General features: G+C 51.7%; 14 protein-coding genes. 12 read left to right on the top strand and 2 right to left on the bottom strand.

Translation table 11 applies throughout. The features are described from left to right. The 12 genes from JW881_20810 to JW881_20755 all read left to right on the top strand — a co-directional run bounded on the left by JW881_20810 (nt 1) and on the right by JW881_20755 (nt 16,130). Complete coding sequence (locus JW881_20810; GenBank protein MBN1699963.1) at nt 1-1,722, top strand: iron hydrogenase small subunit; 1,722 nt, start codon at nt 1-3, stop codon at nt 1,720-1,722. 45 nt (nt 1,723-1,767) lie between these two features. Further along, nucleotides 1,768-3,801, top strand: coding sequence for a 4Fe-4S binding protein (locus tag JW881_20805; protein MBN1699962.1), 2,034 nt, complete (start codon nt 1,768-1,770; stop codon nt 3,799-3,801). After that, nucleotides 3,798-4,229 (top strand): response regulator, encoded by a 432-nt coding sequence (locus tag JW881_20800; GenBank protein MBN1699961.1) that lies wholly within the window; start codon nt 3,798-3,800, stop codon nt 4,227-4,229. Before JW881_20805 ends, JW881_20800 begins: the two co-directional genes overlap by 4 nt. Next, complete coding sequence (locus tag JW881_20795; protein ID MBN1699960.1) at nt 4,195-5,355, top strand: hybrid sensor histidine kinase/response regulator; 1,161 nt, start codon at nt 4,195-4,197, stop codon at nt 5,353-5,355. Before JW881_20800 ends, JW881_20795 begins: the two co-directional genes overlap by 35 nt. After that, nucleotides 5,352-6,287, top strand: coding sequence for an ABC transporter substrate-binding protein (locus JW881_20790; GenBank protein ID MBN1699959.1), 936 nt, complete (start codon nt 5,352-5,354; stop codon nt 6,285-6,287). Before JW881_20795 ends, JW881_20790 begins: the two co-directional genes overlap by 4 nt. A 7-nt stretch (nt 6,288-6,294) precedes the next feature. Then, nucleotides 6,295-7,713, top strand: coding sequence for an ATP-binding cassette domain-containing protein (locus JW881_20785; GenBank protein MBN1699958.1), 1,419 nt, complete (start codon nt 6,295-6,297; stop codon nt 7,711-7,713). 76 nt (nt 7,714-7,789) lie between these two features. Continuing rightward, nucleotides 7,790-8,371 carry a sigma-70 family RNA polymerase sigma factor gene (locus JW881_20780; GenBank protein ID MBN1699957.1) on the top strand — a complete coding sequence of 194 codons (582 nt, stop codon included), beginning with the start codon at nt 7,790-7,792 and terminating at the stop codon, nt 8,369-8,371. Next, the gene (locus JW881_20775; protein ID MBN1699956.1) at nt 8,352-10,400 is read left to right on the top strand and encodes a PEGA domain-containing protein; all 2,049 of its coding nucleotides are present in this window, start codon (nt 8,352-8,354) and stop codon (nt 10,398-10,400) included. Before JW881_20780 ends, JW881_20775 begins: the two co-directional genes overlap by 20 nt. 8 nt (nt 10,401-10,408) lie before the next feature. After that, nucleotides 10,409-11,899, top strand: a complete 1,491-nt coding sequence (locus tag JW881_20770) for a hypothetical protein (protein ID MBN1699955.1) — start codon at nt 10,409-10,411, stop codon at nt 11,897-11,899. Between the two features lie 84 nt (nt 11,900-11,983). Further along, a complete protein-coding gene (locus JW881_20765; GenBank protein MBN1699954.1) occupies nt 11,984-13,003 on the top strand; it encodes a hypothetical protein in 1,020 nt (339 codons plus the stop codon). Between the two features lie 137 nt (nt 13,004-13,140). Next, the gene (locus JW881_20760; protein MBN1699953.1) at nt 13,141-13,779 is read left to right on the top strand and encodes a GyrI-like domain-containing protein; all 639 of its coding nucleotides are present in this window, start codon (nt 13,141-13,143) and stop codon (nt 13,777-13,779) included. A 122-nt stretch (nt 13,780-13,901) separates the two neighbouring features. After that, entirely contained in the window at nt 13,902-16,130 is a 2,229-nt protein-coding gene (locus JW881_20755) for a glycoside hydrolase family 9 protein (GenBank protein ID MBN1699952.1), read from the top strand. Nucleotides 16,131-16,165: 35 nt separating this feature from the next. On the opposite strand, the gene JW881_20750 is transcribed toward JW881_20755, so the two are convergent. Further along, on the bottom strand, nt 16,166-16,534 hold the full coding sequence (locus tag JW881_20750) for a carboxymuconolactone decarboxylase family protein (protein ID MBN1699951.1): 369 nt from the start codon (nt 16,532-16,534) through the stop codon (nt 16,166-16,168). 110 nt (nt 16,535-16,644) lie between these two features. Then, nucleotides 16,645-18,135 (bottom strand): SpoIIE family protein phosphatase, encoded by a 1,491-nt coding sequence (locus JW881_20745; GenBank protein MBN1699950.1) that lies wholly within the window; start codon nt 18,133-18,135, stop codon nt 16,645-16,647. Nucleotide 18,136 lies beyond the last annotated feature (1 nt).

Genomic DNA, 18,136 nt, shown 5'->3' with positions numbered 1-18,136 from the left:
ATGATAACGGTCACTATCAATGACAGGGGACAGAACGCCGAACATAACGAAACGATACTCCAGGTGGCGAAACGGTCGGGGGTTTCCATTCCCACGCTCTGCCACATGGAAGGGCTTCCACCGTCAGGCGCGTGCAGGCTTTGTGTCGTCGAGGACTGCCGGACGGGAAGGCTCGTTCCTGCATGCTCGACAAAAGTCGCGGACGAAATGAAAATCAGGACCCATTCCCCAAAGGTGATCAGGGCAAGAAAAACGATCATCGAACTACTGCTCGCCTCCCATCCCGACGACTGCCTGTATTGCGTCAGGCAGGGGAATTGCGAATTGAGCAGGCTGGCACGCGAATACGGAATCCGGAGAAACGGCCCCGGAAAGGTTCTTCCGAAAAAACGGCTCGATGTTTCCGGCCTTGCCGTAACGCGGGACAACGGAAAATGTATTTTGTGCGGAAAATGCGTCCGTGTCTGCGAGGAAGTACAGGGAATCGGGTCGATCGATTTTGTCCGGAGGGGAAGCAAAACGGAAATACTCTGCGCGTTCGGGGATTCCATCAACACATCGAGCTGCATCAACTGCGGCCAGTGCATCATGGTCTGTCCGACGGGGGCCCTTTCCGAACGCCGGCAGCTCGAAGAGGTCATGGACGCCCTTTCTCGCGGGGATACCTTTGTCGTGTTTCAGCACGCGCCGAGCATTTCCGTCACCGTCGCGGAAGCTTACGGGTACAAACCAGGAACGGACATATGCGGCAAGCTGACAACCGCCTTACGAAAGACCGGCGGCGATCGTGTTTTCGAGACGTCGTTTGCCGCGGATCTCACCGTCATGGAAGAAGCCTCGGAACTGGTCCGGCGGATCAGGACCGGCGGGCCTCTTCCGATGATGACCTCCTGCTCGCCCGGCTGGATTAAATACGTCGAACAACGTTACCCGGAGTTTATCCCGAACCTTTCCACCTGTAAAAGCCCGCAGGGAATGCTCGGGGCGCTCGTGAAAGACCGTTATGCGAAAAAGGAAGGCATACCGCCCGAATGTATTTTTCACGTCGCTCTCATGCCCTGCACGGCAAAGAAATTCGAAGCCGGGAGGCCCGAATTGTCCGCGGGCGGGCTTCCGGACATCGATGCCGTCCTCACCACTCGCGAGCTGATCGATCTATTCAATATATACGGGATCAATCCGGCTGAAATGCCGGACGGTACCGCCGACAAACCTTTCGGCACCCGCAGTTCTTCTGGAAAACTCTTCGGCACCTCAGGCGGCGTTGCGGAGGCCGCCCTGCGGACCGCGGGGTTTCTCCTGACGGGCAGTGATTGCGTCGATACGGAGATCAAAGCGTTACGAATGGGGGCATACAGAAAGGAAATGCGGGTGACAATCGGCGAAACGACACTCGGCGTCTGCGCGGTAAGCGGCATCAATGAGGCGGGCGCCGTGCTCGAAGAATTAAAAGCGGGAAGAGACGACCTTCATTTTATCGAAGTCATGACGTGCCCGGGCGGATGTATCGCCGGGGGCGGCCAACCCTTCGGCACCGATAAAAAAGCGGTCGCCGCCCGAGTTCAGAACCTCTATGCCATAGACAGGAACGAATCCCTCAGGTACGCGCACCACAATCCCGACATCGCCTTATTGTACGACGAGTACCTCGGCGCACCTCTGAGTGAAGAAAGCCATCGCCTTCTCCATACCCATTACATACGCAGGGAGGTGGTGTCGTGACGGCACGTGTACTATCGGCCGAAACGAAAACCGCGGAGGGACGATATGAGGCAGGCAAATAAGGAGGTTTCCATGCCCCTGGTAACGACAATAAGAGAAAAATGCAGGGTATGCTATACCTGTATTCGCGAGTGTCCCGCAAAGGCGATACGCGTTTCGAACGGACAGGCGGAAATCATTCCCGAGCGGTGCATCGGCTGCGGGAATTGCGTCCGCGTCTGCAGTCAGGGGGCAAAAAAACCGACATCATCGGTCGCCGCGGTAAAAACCATTCTGGCGGGACGGAAAAAGGTGGCCGCGTGTCTTGCCCCGAGTTTTCCGGCCGAGTTTGTCGAATTTCCTGTTTCCAAACTCACGGGCATTCTCCGTCACGCCGGGTTTTCCCTTGTCATCGAGGTCGCCGCGGGCGCCGATATCGTTTCCGAGGCATACAACAAACTGGCCGGTCAACCGGCGGCATCGAACTATATCTCGAGCAGCTGTCCCGCGGTCGTCTCCTATATTGTCAAATACTTTCCGCATCTGCGAAAACACCTCGCCCCCGTCGTTTCTCCGATGCTCGCGACCGCAATGCTCGTGCGTGCGGCATATGGAGAGGATGTCGCCTGCGTCTTTATCGGACCGTGTATCGCAAAAAAGCGCGAGGCGGAAATCAGTAAAAGGAAGGTTTCTGTCGATGCCGTTTTAACCTTTACCGAATTGAGGGAAATTATTTCCGGATATATCGACGATTATGAAGAGATCGGGGATTCCGATTTCGACCCGCCCCGCCCCGGAAAGGGACTCGTGTTCCCCCTCGGAGGCGGTCTTCTGGAATCCGCGTCGATCAACGACGATGTGTTAACGGGGGATATAATTTCCGTCGACGGCACAAAAACCTTCATCGATATCATCAAGGACTTCGACCAGCGTATCATAGACGTCCGGCTTGTTGATGTTCTGTGCTGCAACGGCTGTATCATGGGTCCCGGTTTTTCCGAAAAAAACACCTTCTACACTCGCTATAAAAACGTAAGCGACTATGCCCGAAGGAGGTTCGACCGCAACGGAGGAAACGGCCGTTACCGGTCCCTCGTTCTCGAAGAAGATCTCATGATTGCTTTTGAACCGGACGATCAGCGGATTTCGATTCCTTCACACGAAATAATACAATCGATATTGCAAAGCCTGGGCAAACGGACAAAAGAAGACGAACTCAACTGCGGCGCGTGCGGATACGACACCTGTATCGAACACGCGATCGCCATTCACAAAGGGCTCGCGGAAATACAGATGTGCCTCCCCTACACGATAGAAAAATTCGCCGAAACGACAAAAGAGCTTTCCGCTTCGTATCAACAACTGGCGAGTACGCAGCAGGCGCTCATTCAATCGGAAAAACTCGCCAGCATGGGACAACTTGCCGCGGGAATCGCACACGAACTGAACAACCCCCTTGGGGTCGTCCTCCTCTACGCCCACCTCCTCTACGATTCCAGCATTGACGGAAGCCCCTTTCACGACGACCTCAAAATGATCGTCCAACAGGCCGACAGGTGCAAGGGCATCGTGGCCGGCCTGCTCAATTTCGCCCGGAACAACAGGGTGTACTCAAAACGCCTCGACGTCAACGAGCTCATTCGCCGGTGCCTGGAAACGATTGCCTTTCCCGAAACGATTACCGTCGCTTTTCCGGGAAGCGGCAAAGCGATCGTCGCGGAGATGGACGAGGATCAGATGATGCAGGTTTTTATCAATCTTTTCACGAATGCGTCGGAAGCCATGCCCGAGGGGGGAGTGATGACGATTACGACCGCACTTGAAAACAATATGCTTTCGATCGCCATCGCCGACAACGGCATCGGCATCAAGGAAGAAAACAGAAAAAAGATATTCGAGCCGTTCTTTACCACCAAACAACTCGGAAAGGGAACGGGACTCGGTCTTGCCGTCGTATACGGAATAATAAAAATGCACCGCGGAAATATCGAAGTCACCTCGAACGCGGACCGGACAAGGGGGGGGACCGGAACCACCTTCACCATCCTCCTTCCCCAGGGAGAAAAACCGGTACTGAAGACGAAAGGAGCCAATTTATGAAAAACGATTACGTGATCTTCGCCGCAGACGACGATCCGGATATTTTATCCCAGATAAAAACGGGACTCGAATCGAAGGGGCACACGGTCGTCACCGCTTCCTGCGACACCGAAGCCGAGGCCATCATCTCAGCAGGCGGGTTCGACTGCGCGATCATCGACCTTATGATGGATGCAATGGACTCGGGATTCGTCCTCGCCCACCATGTAAAGAAAAAGGACCCGTCGATTCCGGTCGTGATAATAACCGCGGTAGCCGATGAAACGGGATTCACCTTCGATACGAACGACAGGGAACATTCCGTCTGGATAAAGGCTGACGCCATACTGAACAAGGACGTCCGTATCGACCAGCTTGAAGGCGTCATCCGGGGGCTAATAAAGGAGAGAGAACATGACAAACATCAGGGTGTTGATCGTCGACGATGAAGCGGGAATGAGACTCGGTGCCGAGCGGATACTGGGGGATTACCGGTTTCAGGTTCCCGATTTCAATGAAGAAATCAGCTTTATTACCGGCGTAGCGGAGAACGGCAAAACGGCCATGGCATTGCTTGAGAACGGCGATATCGATATCCTACTGCTCGACCACAAGCTTCCCGACATGCAGGGCCTCGATATTCTCAAAGGTATTCACGAATCCCGGAAGGATATCATCACTATAATGATCACCGCATACGCCTCCATAGAAGTCGCGATACACGCGACAAAAAACGGCGCGTTCGATTTTCTCGCCAAACCCTTCACACCGGAGGAACTTCGCATCACGATGCGAAAAGCCGCGGAACATATATATCTGAACCGCCAGGCGCAGGCGCTCAGGGAAGAAAAAAGGCAGATCCGTTTTCAGTTTATCTCCGTCCTGGCCCATGAACTCAAATCGCCATTGACCGCCCTCGAGAATTATTTATTCATTATGAAAGACGGCGTTCTGGGCGACAAGATCGCCGTTTATGCCGATATCATCGAACGCTCGATTATCAGGTCAAAAGGAATGCGCCGTATGATTTGCGATCTGCTCGATCTTACCGCCATTGAATCCGGTCAAAAAAAACGGGACCTGGCCCCCTTAAACCTCTGCGAACAGGCCGCGGAATGCCTGGAAGAGGTAAGGCCGGACGCGTTGAAACGGGGTATAACGATAAAAACAGAAATGGATGAGGACATCGTCATCACGGCGGACAGGGAGGAGATGAAAATCATCCTGCTCAACCTGCTCACGAACGCCATCAAGTACAACAGGGAAAACGGAACGATAACGCTGGGACTGAAAAACAATAGCTCGAACGCGATCATCTCGTGCGAAGACACGGGGATCGGTATGACGGAAGAAGAGACCAAACGGCTGTTCGGCGAATTCGTCCGCATCAAGAACGAAAAAACGAAACATATTACCGGCAGCGGCCTGGGATTGTCGATTGTGAAGAAAATCGTCTCCCTCTACGGCGGAACGATAGCCGTGGACAGTCTCCCGGACAGGGGTACCGGGTTTACCGTCACATTGCCGAAAGAAAATGTTTTGAAAAAGAACACCGTGAATGGAGACGAATCATGAAACAGCTGCTCGCCGTGTCAATCGTCCTGCTTTATTTTCTGTCATTCTCCTGTGTCGACGATTCGGAACGCCCCGGACGTGAAGTAATCGTCTCCCTTCCCGAAACGCTTTCGGCGGTACCGGTCATGGAATTATCCGGACGGACGAAAGGAGGGGTGAAAATACGGACGGACCTCTACGGGGACCACACAATGGCGATGGCCCGCCTTATCCGCGGAGAATCCGATATCCTGGTGACCGGATTCGATTACGGTCTTTCCCACTATTCGGGCGGCGGCGATATCGTTCATATTCTCACGTTCGTCTGGGGAACGTCCTCTCTCGTCGCCCGCGATCCCGGTCTGATGCGTCTCGAAGACTTTTCCGGCAAAAGAATTATCGTGCCGTTCAAGGGAAGCCCCCTCGACGTTCAGCTCGATGCGATGCTCGAAAAGTCGGGACTGGCAGGCCGTGTACAGACCGGATATGCGGTACCGCAGCAGGCCGTCCCCATGCTGCTTTCGGGACTTGCCGAAGGAATCTGCGTCCCGGAACCCCTCGCTTCGATGGTTGTCGTCCGGTTTGATTGCCGCAGGGTGTGTTCCCTGCACGACCGCTGGAAGGCGGCTATGGGAAAAACATCGTACACCCCCATGGTCTCCCTGTTCTCGAAACGCGAGTTCGCGGCAAAAAACGGACGGTTGTTGAACGGGCTAATAGCGGACATCGACGATGTGATACGGCACCTCCCGGAAAAGAGAGGCAAAAAGGCGTTTATCGAGTCGTACGCGAAACGATTCTCCGTCGATCCGGACATATTCGAGGAGGCGTTCGAACACACATTCTTTCTTGTACCGAAAAACGGCGCGTCAGCCGAATACATTTCCTCCTATCTGGAGGCAGCCGGTTATAAAGATCGTGCCGGTTTTGACTTTTACTACGCATACGAATAGGTGAAACATGGTAAAATACGTTTATTACGCCGCCGGTATTTTCATCCTCCTGCTTTGCTGGTTCGCCCTGTCGACGTACTTCGGGGGGGGTATCGTACCGTATCCCGACCGTGTGATGAAAGACTTTCTCGCCATGCTCGCAGAACCCGCCGCATTCGCCGACCTCGGCCTGACCGTCTTCAGGGCGTTATCCGGCTTTTTCGCCGCGATGGCCGCCGGGACGCTGGCGGGCATTCTCGCGGCGCGCCTCAGCCCCGTCGAACATACCTCGTTTATCCCGGTCATGCTTCTCCAGGGCTCGCCCCCGATCATCTGGATCGTTCCGGTCATGCTGATATTGGGTACTTCGGGCGTCTCCGCTTCCGCGGTCGCCTTCCTCGTCACACTGCCGCTTTTTATAACGACGATTCGGGAAGGGGTCAAGACGATTCGAACACCGATGTGGGAAATGGCCCGCATCTATTTCAATTCCCGGAAGCTGATATTCTCCGGCCTGATACTCCCTTCCCTGTCAGGTTATTTCAAAAGCGCCATCCTGCTGGGCGTGGTATTGAGTCTGAAAAGCACCATCGTCGGCGAATGGTTCGGCGCGCAAAACGGTATCGGAAGAAAGATCTATGAAGCCTTTCATGCCTTTCACATGTCCCGTTTCTTTTCCCTCGCCATTCTCTTTCTCTTCACCCTGGGAGTAATATCCCATGTTACAAAGACGGCTGCGGGACTGCTTTTCGGCCGCAGGAAGCGCGTCTATTCTTTGCATACCGGAAACGACGGCACGCGGCTCAAACCGTATCGCATAACGTGTCCCCTCGTCATGGAACGGGTTTCCTTCTCCTATAACGGCCGCCCGGTCCTCGACGGCCTGGATTTCGCCCCGGTCGACTCGAAACCCGCGGTAATCACGGGGGTTTCCGGCGCCGGAAAAACCACCTTTGCGAAGTGCGCGGCGGGCCTGCTTTCACCCCAGAAGGGCAACATCGGTCTTCCCCGCACCCCTGGAATTCTTTTTCAGGAGAACCTCTTCATCGGCAACCTCAATTGCCTTCAAAACACCGCCCTTCCAGGAAAATGGAAAAAAATCGGAAATCACGAGAACATGGCTTTCCATTACCTCTCCCTCTGCGGGCTTGGAGAGTACGCCGGCTATTACCCGGATGAATTGAGCGGCGGTATGCTGAAACGACTGGGGCTCGCACGGGCTCTGATGCTCGAACCCGATGTGCTCATCCTCGACGAACCGTTTGCACAACTCGATAAGAAATCCCGCGATGAATTGAAGGAAACCTTTTTTTCCGTTATCGGCTCGAAACGGATTTTCACGATCATCATCACCCATTATCCGGATGAATTCGGGGATATGGATGTCATGAAATATACCCTTACCGGCGGAAAACTCATCCCTGTAACCGTTGATGCCGGCCGATAAATAGTATAAAATTCCTTTTTTATTGCTTTTCACAACGGCAAGGTAGACGGGTGACTGAAACGATATTATTAATGGAATGGTGGTTATCGTGATTCTCTCCGACAAGGAGTTTTCCCTGCTGAAGAAGAGGGACAGAACCGTCCTGGCCAGGGTATACCGTCATTACGCGGACAGCATCACCACCTATTTCATGGGAAAAACCTTCTGGAACGCTGATGTCGCGGAAGACCTTTTGCAGGAGACATTCCATGCAATCATCACCTCAGCGCCGCGCATCAAGACACCCCGTCACCTTCAGTTTTTCATATTTTCGATAGCACGGAACAAACTGGCGGATTACCAGCGTTCACTTTTCCGTCAAAAGGACCGGTTTCACAGATTGAAGGAGGAAGTGGATATCGAAAACGATATAGTCGAGACAATCGAGCAAAAACAGAAGCTTCTCCTCCTGAAACTCGCCCGCGAAACGCTTAACCCGCTTTACCGGGAGATTTACGATCTTTATTATGTGAACGATACGGGAATCGCGGAGATCGCGGCCATATATAAAAAAACATACAAGGCGGTGGACAATATCCTCGTACGGATACGAAAGGCCTTAAAAAAGGAAATGAAGCGATGCGCAAAGGATTTTTTCAATGATAACGAAGATGAATGACTTTGATAAATGGATCGACAACCTGGACGATACCGAGATTCGAACCCTTTCGAAAGGGCTTGAAACGGGGCTTATAAAACCCCGGGAGACCCGGGAAGCGAACATCCTCTCGAGTATCGAGCGGGAGGGGGGGGTGCCCGCGAACCACACCGGAGTCTTTCATTCCGCGGCCGTCAGATGGCTCGCCGCGGCGGCACTTCTCCTCTGCGCAATCGGAACGGGTCTCTTCTTCATCGCCGGCCTCACTCACCGGGCCGAAGGATTCGTCCGCCTGACATCCGGTACACCGCATCTTGAGGGAACAACCGGTTCGGTTTCCCTTTCTCCCGGTATGATCGTAAAAGAAGGCTTGACACTTGCGACGGAAGAAGAAGAAAGCTGCGGTATACAGGTAAACGATTACGCGATACTCAGGTTGGAACAAAACAGCAGACTCGCGATACGCCTGCTCCGCTCGTCCACATTCTCTCTCGAACTTCATTCCGGGGCGATCCTTGTCAAAACGAAAGGACTCGAACCGGACGGGTATTGCGAAATAATCACGCCCGCAGGAAGAATCCGTTTCGGAAGCACTCTCTTTGTCAGTACAACCGGCGGATCCGTCTTTACTGCACTCTACGAGGGGAAGGCACGGATCTTTCAGAAAACCTCCGACGGGAGTGAAGCGGCCGTTTCCCTTTCTCCCGGCCAGTCGATCACGATCGAAGAAAACCTCCCCGCTGCCAAAGACGGCATACCGGACATTATCGCAAAACAGCTCGCGTCCTTTGCCGAGGCTCCCATGCTTTATAAAAAGAACGGCGCCGTCACGCTTTCCGTGACGACGCCGGCCCGCAATGCCGCCCTCCTCGTCGACGGAAGGCAAATCGGAACATTCAGCATAGAAATCTCACTCTCCCTGCCTCCGGGCCGCCACACCATCGGCATCATCAAAGAAGGATATGAGGAAAGTTTGAATGAAATTGAACTTCTTCCCGGCCGGCCGCTTTCGGTGAATATACAACTTATAGAAAAAATACCCGCTATCCCAAGCGAATTAAAATCCCGTGTCATATACGAATACGCCGATCCCGGCGCACCCGGAAAAAATGAAATTTTGGGATTCGCCTCCTCCGATGACCGAATTGTCGCGGTCACACGGACTTCTTTGGTCTGCTTCGATCCCGGCGGTTCACTCGTGTGGGAACGCCGGTTCGGAATAAAAAAAGGGATAATCTTCGATTCTCTCCCGGTCATCGTCAACCGCAAAGTATACCTCTCTTCAAACGACGACCTCCTCTCGTTCGATATCGGTACGGGAGAGGCAACGCGCCATGAAGCCCCCGGATTCATGGTCGACGGATCGGGTTTTTCCCGTTCTGAAGCGACACTGTATATGCCGTACGCGGACGGGATTTACCGGTTCGATACCGGCATAAACATTCACACCTCCCTTCCCTTCATAACAATCAACAACCCCCTCCCGCCCCTTGTCACGGAAAAGGGTTTTTATATCACATCCGCCATTTCTCCCGAACTCGTCTGCGCCGGAGGAAACGGCGCCATTGAACACCGTTACCGCCTCGATGCCGTCTGTACCTGTACGCCGGTACGGGTAAACGACGCCGTTATCGCAGGGGACCGTTCGGGAAAACTGTATTCGTTCTCAGACCGACTCGAATTAATCCGGTCACTGAAACTCGAAAACGGGATCACCTCACTCTGCGCCGCCGAAAACGCACTTATCGCCGCAGTTACGGAAAACGGATATCTCTCCTTTATAGAAGCCCCATCCCTTTTGGTCTCACAGACATATCCGGTTGACAAAACCCCCGATCCCGGTATATACTACTACAAAAAGCCGGTGCTCATTGAAAAGAATATCTATATCGGCAGCACGGAAGGAAAGGTCCTTTCGTTCGACGGTGAAACGGGGCGTTTACGGAATGAAACGGATGTTTCCGGCCGCCCGATAAGCTGTTCGATATACAGACTGAAAAACGTATTGTTTACCGGAACAAAAAAGGGAGAAATTTTACTTCTCTACTAAAAAAACGAATGTTAAAAAAAACCGGGGTTGTCTCATTCATCATCGTTCTCTCGCTGTCGGCACCCTGCTACGGAAAGGATACGCAAAAAACGATCCTCTTTATGCCCTTCCTGAACGAAGGGAGCGTTCTCTACGACAGACTCGAGACATATATCCCCAATTACCTCTATGAACCGGTCAAGCACCTTTCCGGTTTTACTGCCATCCCCTATTCCCGATTCCATGAATATATGGTCGCCCATTGTTATGACAAGACCGATTTAAAACGACAAAACGTGATCGCTTCGATCGCGAGTGATTTCGACACTGATTATATCATCAGCGGAACATTCTCCAACGACGAAACGGCGGTCACCATCATTTTTACGATTTACCGGAGGGTCGACGTAGATCTTGAAACCCATAACAGCTTCGAACGCATCGGTATCACCGATACGGACGCGATGACCCTGAACACGAGGTTCGATTCCCTCATCGGCGTCTGTGAGAAAATAACCGAACACAAGCTTTCCCCCGGATTTCTCTCCCTTCATACTACCGAAGCATGTCTGCTTTTTATCGACGGCGTCCCGTCGGCAAATACTCCGGTCAGACTGCCGCTGACTGCAGGAGAACACACGATCAGGCTCGTCTATCGGGATGAAAACGGCAGCGAAGAGGAAATCTTCAAGTCAGCCATTGCCATTGAAGAGGGAAGAACATACACGAAAGAAATCGATGTCCTGGTTCCGCTTGTCATTGAATCGGATGAGGAATGCACCGTGTATATCGATCAAAAAAAAGCGGGAAAAACGATTTTCAGAAAAAATCTCTTCTGGGGCAGGGAATATCTCGTCGAAGCCTTGTATGAAAAAGAAAACAGGACGGTCTTCAGTAACATCATCGATACCACGCAGCCCATTTCCCCTATTATCCTCCCGTCGAAAGGAAGCGTCTCACTCGATTTCTCATCATCCTTTTCAGCGTCAATCGACGGCGAAGCGCCCCTGGTTCTTCCCCATACATACGGCGGCCTCGTTCCGGATATTTACCGGCTTCGTGTTTTTCTGGACGATCCCGCCTGGAAGAAAAAATGGCTTATCTACGACAGGCGACTTGAAATCACCCCCTTCTCCTCGCTGTCGCTTGAACAGAAAGAGATCATCGATTACAGGGACCAGTGGGGTCTCATGTTCGTTCCCTCCGCCCTCCAGTTCTATAACCGCGAACCGGTGAAGGGGGCGCTCTTACTGAGTGCATTTACCGTTTCCACCCTCTGCACCGGTATTTCCGCGTTCGGGTGGTTTTATTTCGACGGGGAACATAACCGGCTGGTCGATAAATGGAAAAAAACCGGCAGGCCGTCTTTTATAAACGAAGCCAATGATGCAAGAGATATGAAAGACCTCTGCGGAACACTCATCATCTCGGGGATCGTCGGCGCCTCGGCGAGCTGGCTCTATTCCGCCATTGATGGGACGATCACGAACCGGCATTTGTACGAACTCATCCGGCGGTAATTTTTTTATACCTCAGCGAGGTAAACGATGCGTTCAGGCGATTTATTGTATGAGTACTCAACACAGCAGTCATTGGAGGATATTATGAAAAAAGTCATGAAACATTGTCTTTATTTATTTCCCGTTATTACGGTTTTACTCATTCTCTTTTTCACAGGATGCGAGGAACTCTTTCCCCCCGAAGGCAAAGGGGATCTGGAATTGACTATTGAACCCGACATTGATTCGGTGATGATTGACAAGTATGAGATCGAACTTTTCGGACCGGACAGCCGGTATATAAAAAAGGATATCGAAAACAACAAGGAAACCTTTACCGGACTCGCTGCCGGCGACTGGGGAATCACCGTAAAGGCAATTTCAGAAGACGATACGGTCATTGGAGAGAAAAACGAACATGTCAATATAAAAAGAGCGGATAAAGCAGTCAAAAAAATACATATTGTGACAACGACAACAACATCAATAGAGACACTACCGACATCACTACCGACATCACTACCGACATCACTACCGACATCACTACCGACATCACCACCGACATCACCACCGACATCACCACCGACTTATAGTGTTTCTGTTTCAGCCAATAGTTCCGGCTATGGAAGCGTCGCTATAAATCCCGCTAAAACAACATATGAAGAAGGAGAACAAGTGACGATAACGGCTGAAGCATATACTTGTTATCAATTTGATAGTTGGACTGTAAATGGAGAAAATGCCGGAAACTCGAATCCCTTATCGTTATATGTATATAAAAACATGAGTATTACCGGTAATTTCAGTAAAAGCGGCGACACTCCGCTGATATATAAACTGAAAAATCAAAAAAACAGAGAGATGATCAATTATGGCTGTTATCCGGATCTGGTTACCGTCGAACCGAATAAAAGCTGTTATCGTTATGGAGATGAAATGACGCTTACCGCTCATAACCAATCATGTGGTTCGGGAGGATACAATGCCTCGTATACATTTTTACGATGGGAAGATAAGAACGGTAATGAAATTGGAACAGACAAGTCACTCATCATTAAAGATTGGAATACAGATAAAGCAAAAGAAGAGTATGTGGCAAGATACGACGTATATCCGGTTCCCTGAACCTGTTTCTGAGAAAACCGTGGGTGTTGGAGTCATGCTTCAACACCTTTTTTATTTTAGCCAAAAATCCTTGATTTAAAAATCAATTATGCTATACTCCCTATAAAATTGTGCAAAAACCAGGAGGTGCATCCGTCATGAGAACAATCATCGTTATCGCTATCGCGCTCGTTGTCATCATCATCGCCGTAGTTCTTTTTTTTATGGTCTTCATGTCCGGGCCCGATCTTGAGCAGTACGAATTTCTGAAAGACCCCAGAATCACGAACATGGAAGATCGGCGGGTGCTTCAGGTAGAGGTTTCGGGGAGCCCGGAGGAGGTTCTGCCAAAGGCCTTTTCTGCCCTCTATTCCGAATACTTCAAGATGCCCGGCGTGCCGAAGGGGCCGGGCCAGTCCGCCCCCCTCCTTCGCTGCAATGTGCCGGTCGACAGGCCGCTTTCTGAGCTGGCCGGTCAGGGGTATGTGACCGACCGGACATGGTATATCGGGCTGCCGGTGCCGTGGGCTTCACAGCTTACCGAACCTCCCGGGAAAGGGGAACCGAAACCGGAGATCGCTACATGGGAATACGGTGAGGTGGCGGAAATTCTTCATATCGGCCCGTATGAAGATGAACTGCCGACCATCGAACGCCTTCAGGATTTCATAAAAGCAAAAGGCTACCGCTTCAAGGGCATCCATGAAGAGGAATACCTGCGGGGACCGGAGAAGCCCTTTACCAAACCGGAGGACTATTACACGATAATCCGATACCTCGTCGAGAAGATCAAGTGACATTGCTTAAAATTATCCGGATCTCACCCGATATGCTGATTATAGTATTCTTTGCTTGACAACGGCAACCATTCATCATATCATCTATATACTGGAAAACAAACCAAAAACGGAGAAATAAAATGGAAATAAAAAACGAGAAAACAAAAACAATTCGGCTGATTTTTCTGCTTACCGTATTGATCGCCGCATCAGGTGCAACCATCTATGCCGAACCCCGTTCCGGCGGTTCGTATTACAATTACGGGGAGGCGCTTCAGAAAGCGATTCTCTTTTACAAGGCGCAGCGTTCGGGCGATCTTCCGGACGACTACATTCTCCCCTACAGGGCCGACACCTGTATGGACGACGGCAAGGATGTCGGGCTCGACCTCACGGGAGGCTGGTTCGACGCGGGCGACCACGTGAAATTCGGCATGCCGATGGCATACACGGCGGCCCAGCTCGGATGGGGGGTTTACGAATACCGTGACGGGTTCGAGCGCGCCGGTCTTCTCGACGATATACTCGATGAAATCAAGTGGGCGCTCGATTACTTTATCAAATGCCACCCGTCTGCGAATGTCTATTATTATGACTGCGGCGACGGCGAATCGGACCACAGCTGCTGGGTGCCGCCCGAAGTCGTCCATCTTTTTACCGAACGCAATTCCTTCAAGGTGGACACATCCACCCCCGGTTCCGACGTTGCCGGTCAGGCGGCCGCCGCTATGGCGATCGGTTCTATTATTTTCGAACCGACGAACCCCTCGTACGCGGCGACCCTCCTCACCCACGCGGAACAGCTTTTCTCGTTCGCGGACACCTACCGGGGCAAATACCCCCTCCCGGCCTTTTATATGTCCGGGGGGTACCTCGACGACCTCACCTGGGCCGCCGTCTGGTTGTATATCAAGACGAATAATGAATCATACCTCGATAAAGCGCTGTCGTATATTCCGATCGGTTCACTCGGGGGCCACCACACCCACTGCTGGGACGATGTCAGCTACGGCGCCGTGCTTAAAATGACCCAGATAACAAAGGACCCGGAGTATGTCGAAGCGGTCGAGGCGAACCTCGACTGGTTTCTTCCCGGCTCGGGGGTCGCCTATTCTCCGGGCGGACTGGCGTACCTTTCCAACTGGGGGGCACTCCGCTATGCGACAACCGCCGCGTTCCTCGCATTTGTCTGGTCGGACGACGATTCGGTGGGAACAGCCTCAAAGAAAGCCACCTACCGCGAGTTCGCTGAAAAACAGCTCAACTACGTACTCGGAGACAACCCCAAGGGCGGGAGTTACATGGTCGGATTCGGCGAAAACCCGCCGCAGCACCCCCACCACCGGACCGCGCACTGCTCATGGCTGAGTATGCTCGATGTACCGACCTTTCACCGTCATATCCTTTTCGGCGCCCTGGTCGGCGGACCGGATTCGAACGACATACCGAACGACGACGTGCGGGACTACACATTGAACGAGGTCGCCGACGATTACAACGCGGGGTTTGTCGGGTCACTCGCGAGAATGTATTCGGCCTACGGGGGCGAACCGCTCGCCGGCTGGCCGCAGCCGGAGGATTTCAGGCCGCCGGAAGAAGAAGCCCTGACCGAATATTTTGTCCGGGGATGGATACAATGGGAGGGTCCGAGTGACGTCCATGTGCTTTTTCAGGTGAACAACCGCTCCGCGTGGCCGCCGACCGTACGGTCGGGAATGTCCGCCCGCTATTTTATGGATCTCTCCGAGGTTTTTAATGCGGGCTATTCGACGGGCGATATCAAACTGGCGTTAAAAGAAAGCGACGAAGGGGGATCTGTTTCCGGGCTCAGTCAGTGGGCCGGCGATGTTTATTATTTCACCGTCGATTTTACCGGCACACTCATCCACCCCGGGTACTGGGATAAATGCGAAAAAGAGGCGACGGTCAGTATTTCCAGCCCCGTTACCGGCGGGTTCGGGAATGACTGGTCGTATCAGGACATAACGACAAATCCGGATTATGACTGCAAGACATTCAAGGGAAAAACGGAATACATCCCCGTCTATGACAATGGTGTGCTTCTCTGGGGTCTCGAACCGCCAGGGGGCGCTCAGACCGCTCCGCCTGCGGCAACCCCGACGGGTCCTCCCGGACCGACGAATCCCGGTTCGCCTACCTCGCCGCCTTCAGGTGTATTGGGTGATGTCAACGACAGCGGAAGCATCGATATCGTCGACGCGCTTCTTGTCGCCCAGTATTATGTGGGTTTGAGTCCGGAAAATTTCAACAGCGGCATGGCGGATGCCAACTGCGACAATACGATCAATATCGTCGATGCGCTTCTCATCGCGCGGTATTACGTGGGACTGATCGACGAACTCTGTTAGACGACGGCATCCATTTTCGGGGGTCCGTCAAACTCTCAACCTCTTTGTCCGTGTTCCCGGTAATATTCCAGCACCTTGAGGGCAAACCTGCTTGAAACGGTTGCGGGCCCGCCCCCCATCTCCATACCGACTTCGATTACCTCGAGTATTTCGGCTTCCTTGGCACCCGAACGCAGCGCTTCCCCGATATGCCATTCCATACAGGATTCGCAATTGATCGCGATTGAAATACCGACCGCTACAAGCTCCTTTGTTCGTTTCGGCAGCACCCTGTCGGTAAAGGCCGCCTTTTCCATTTTCAGAAAAGCCTTGTAAACCGGTAAATCAAGAGAAACAAAAGAATTATGGAAATGTTTCCTGCCCTGCCTGATTTCCTTTATTTTGTTATCAAACGACTCATCCACGATCTTTACCCTTTCAATATAAACGCGCCCACGAAACCCGTTTTACGGGAATAGCGAGGCAATGGAAATACATGCGGACCAATAACCGGCAATTCACCGGCTATTTATCGTCAGGCCAGCCGTTTCAGGCAGACGATTGTCAAATCATCGCTTCGCGGCTCTCCGTCAAGAAAATCCTCGACACTTTTACATATGCCGGAGACGATTGCATCTGCCGTTTCATCTCCCTCGATTTTTTTAATACGATCGAGAAAAAGTGACCTGTATGATTCATTGTTTTTATTCCGGACATCCGTTACCCCATTGGTATAGAACAAGAGATAATTCTTGAGCCCTACGAGCGCGGTTCCTTCCTCCAGGGTTGTAACATACTGCTCCTGCCTAACAATACCGCATGCCTGGCCCTCTGTTTTCAATTCCTCATATGTTCCGGTTTTCGGATTATACAGTATCGCGGGCTCATGCCCGCTGTTCGCATACCGGAATACATGTTCACGGGTATTCAGCACCCCGAGAAAAGCGGTGACAAAATTGGTTCTTTTCATTTTGGACATAAGCACATCATTGAGTATTTTCAACATCGTCAACGGGGAGAAAGTAGCGGCATTCGCGCCCCTTATGATAAAATCATGGACGGCGGTCGAAAGGATACTCATCGCCGTACTCAGGTATAGCGCGGACTGTAGTCCCTTGCCCGAGACATCGCCGATGATGAGGAGAAAATTCTCTCTGTCGATCGGAAGGATATCATAGAAATCTCCGCCCACTTCACCGGCCGGGATGGAAACAGCCGCGCTGTCGTAATCCCTGATATATGCGGCTTTTTCGGGAAGCATGAAACGCTGCACGGATGCCGCTATTTCCATTTCTTTATCGATTCTTTCTTTCCGTTTCAATTCATTGATATGTTTTACAATCTCATCCCTTGTCTGTGAAAAGCTTCGTGCCAGATTGCCGAGTTCGTCCGTCCTTGTTATATCGATAGGGGCAAGAAGATTCCCTTCCGAAACCTCTTTGAACGTCACCTGAAGGCTGTTTATCGGTTTTATGATCGAACGGGAAATGAGAAACGAAATGAAAATGGATAACACGATGAAGAGAACAAGAAAAATCATAGCGATAACCGAAATATTTCTCAAATCATCGTTCATCCGCTTTTTGGAGAGTTCGACGCAGGTAAACCCCTTTACTCCGCCGAAAATCGGATAGAGGAAATGGACTACATTTCCCTTTCCGAAATCTTTCCATGTAAAGTCTCTTATCAAGGTATGGACCGAACGGTTTTTTCTCATCCGGTGGTTACTGCTTTCGATAATCATTCCTTTTGTATCTATGACGTGAACCTGCACCACATCCTTTTCCTTACTGATCATTTCGATCGCATCGATAAGATCGAAAAAACTTTCTTCGAGGATCGGTTTTTCCGCAAGATGGGCCGCCTGCTTTGTCAGCAACTCCCCCCTGATCAGAAACTCGTTGAAGGATATCGTGTGTTGATACATTATAAAACTTATCGTTGCGAGTATGATAATCGCGATAAGCGGTAGAACGATAAGGAATATTAGCCATATAAAAAAGCTTTTCTTTGGCCTGTTTTCCATG

The sequence above is a fragment of the Spirochaetales bacterium genome (assembly GCA_016930085.1).
In the GTDB taxonomy this organism is placed as follows: domain Bacteria; phylum Spirochaetota; class Spirochaetia; order SZUA-6; family JAFGRV01; genus JAFGHO01.
Note: the sequence above shows the minus strand (reverse complement) of the source record. Positions and strands in the feature narration are given on the sequence as shown.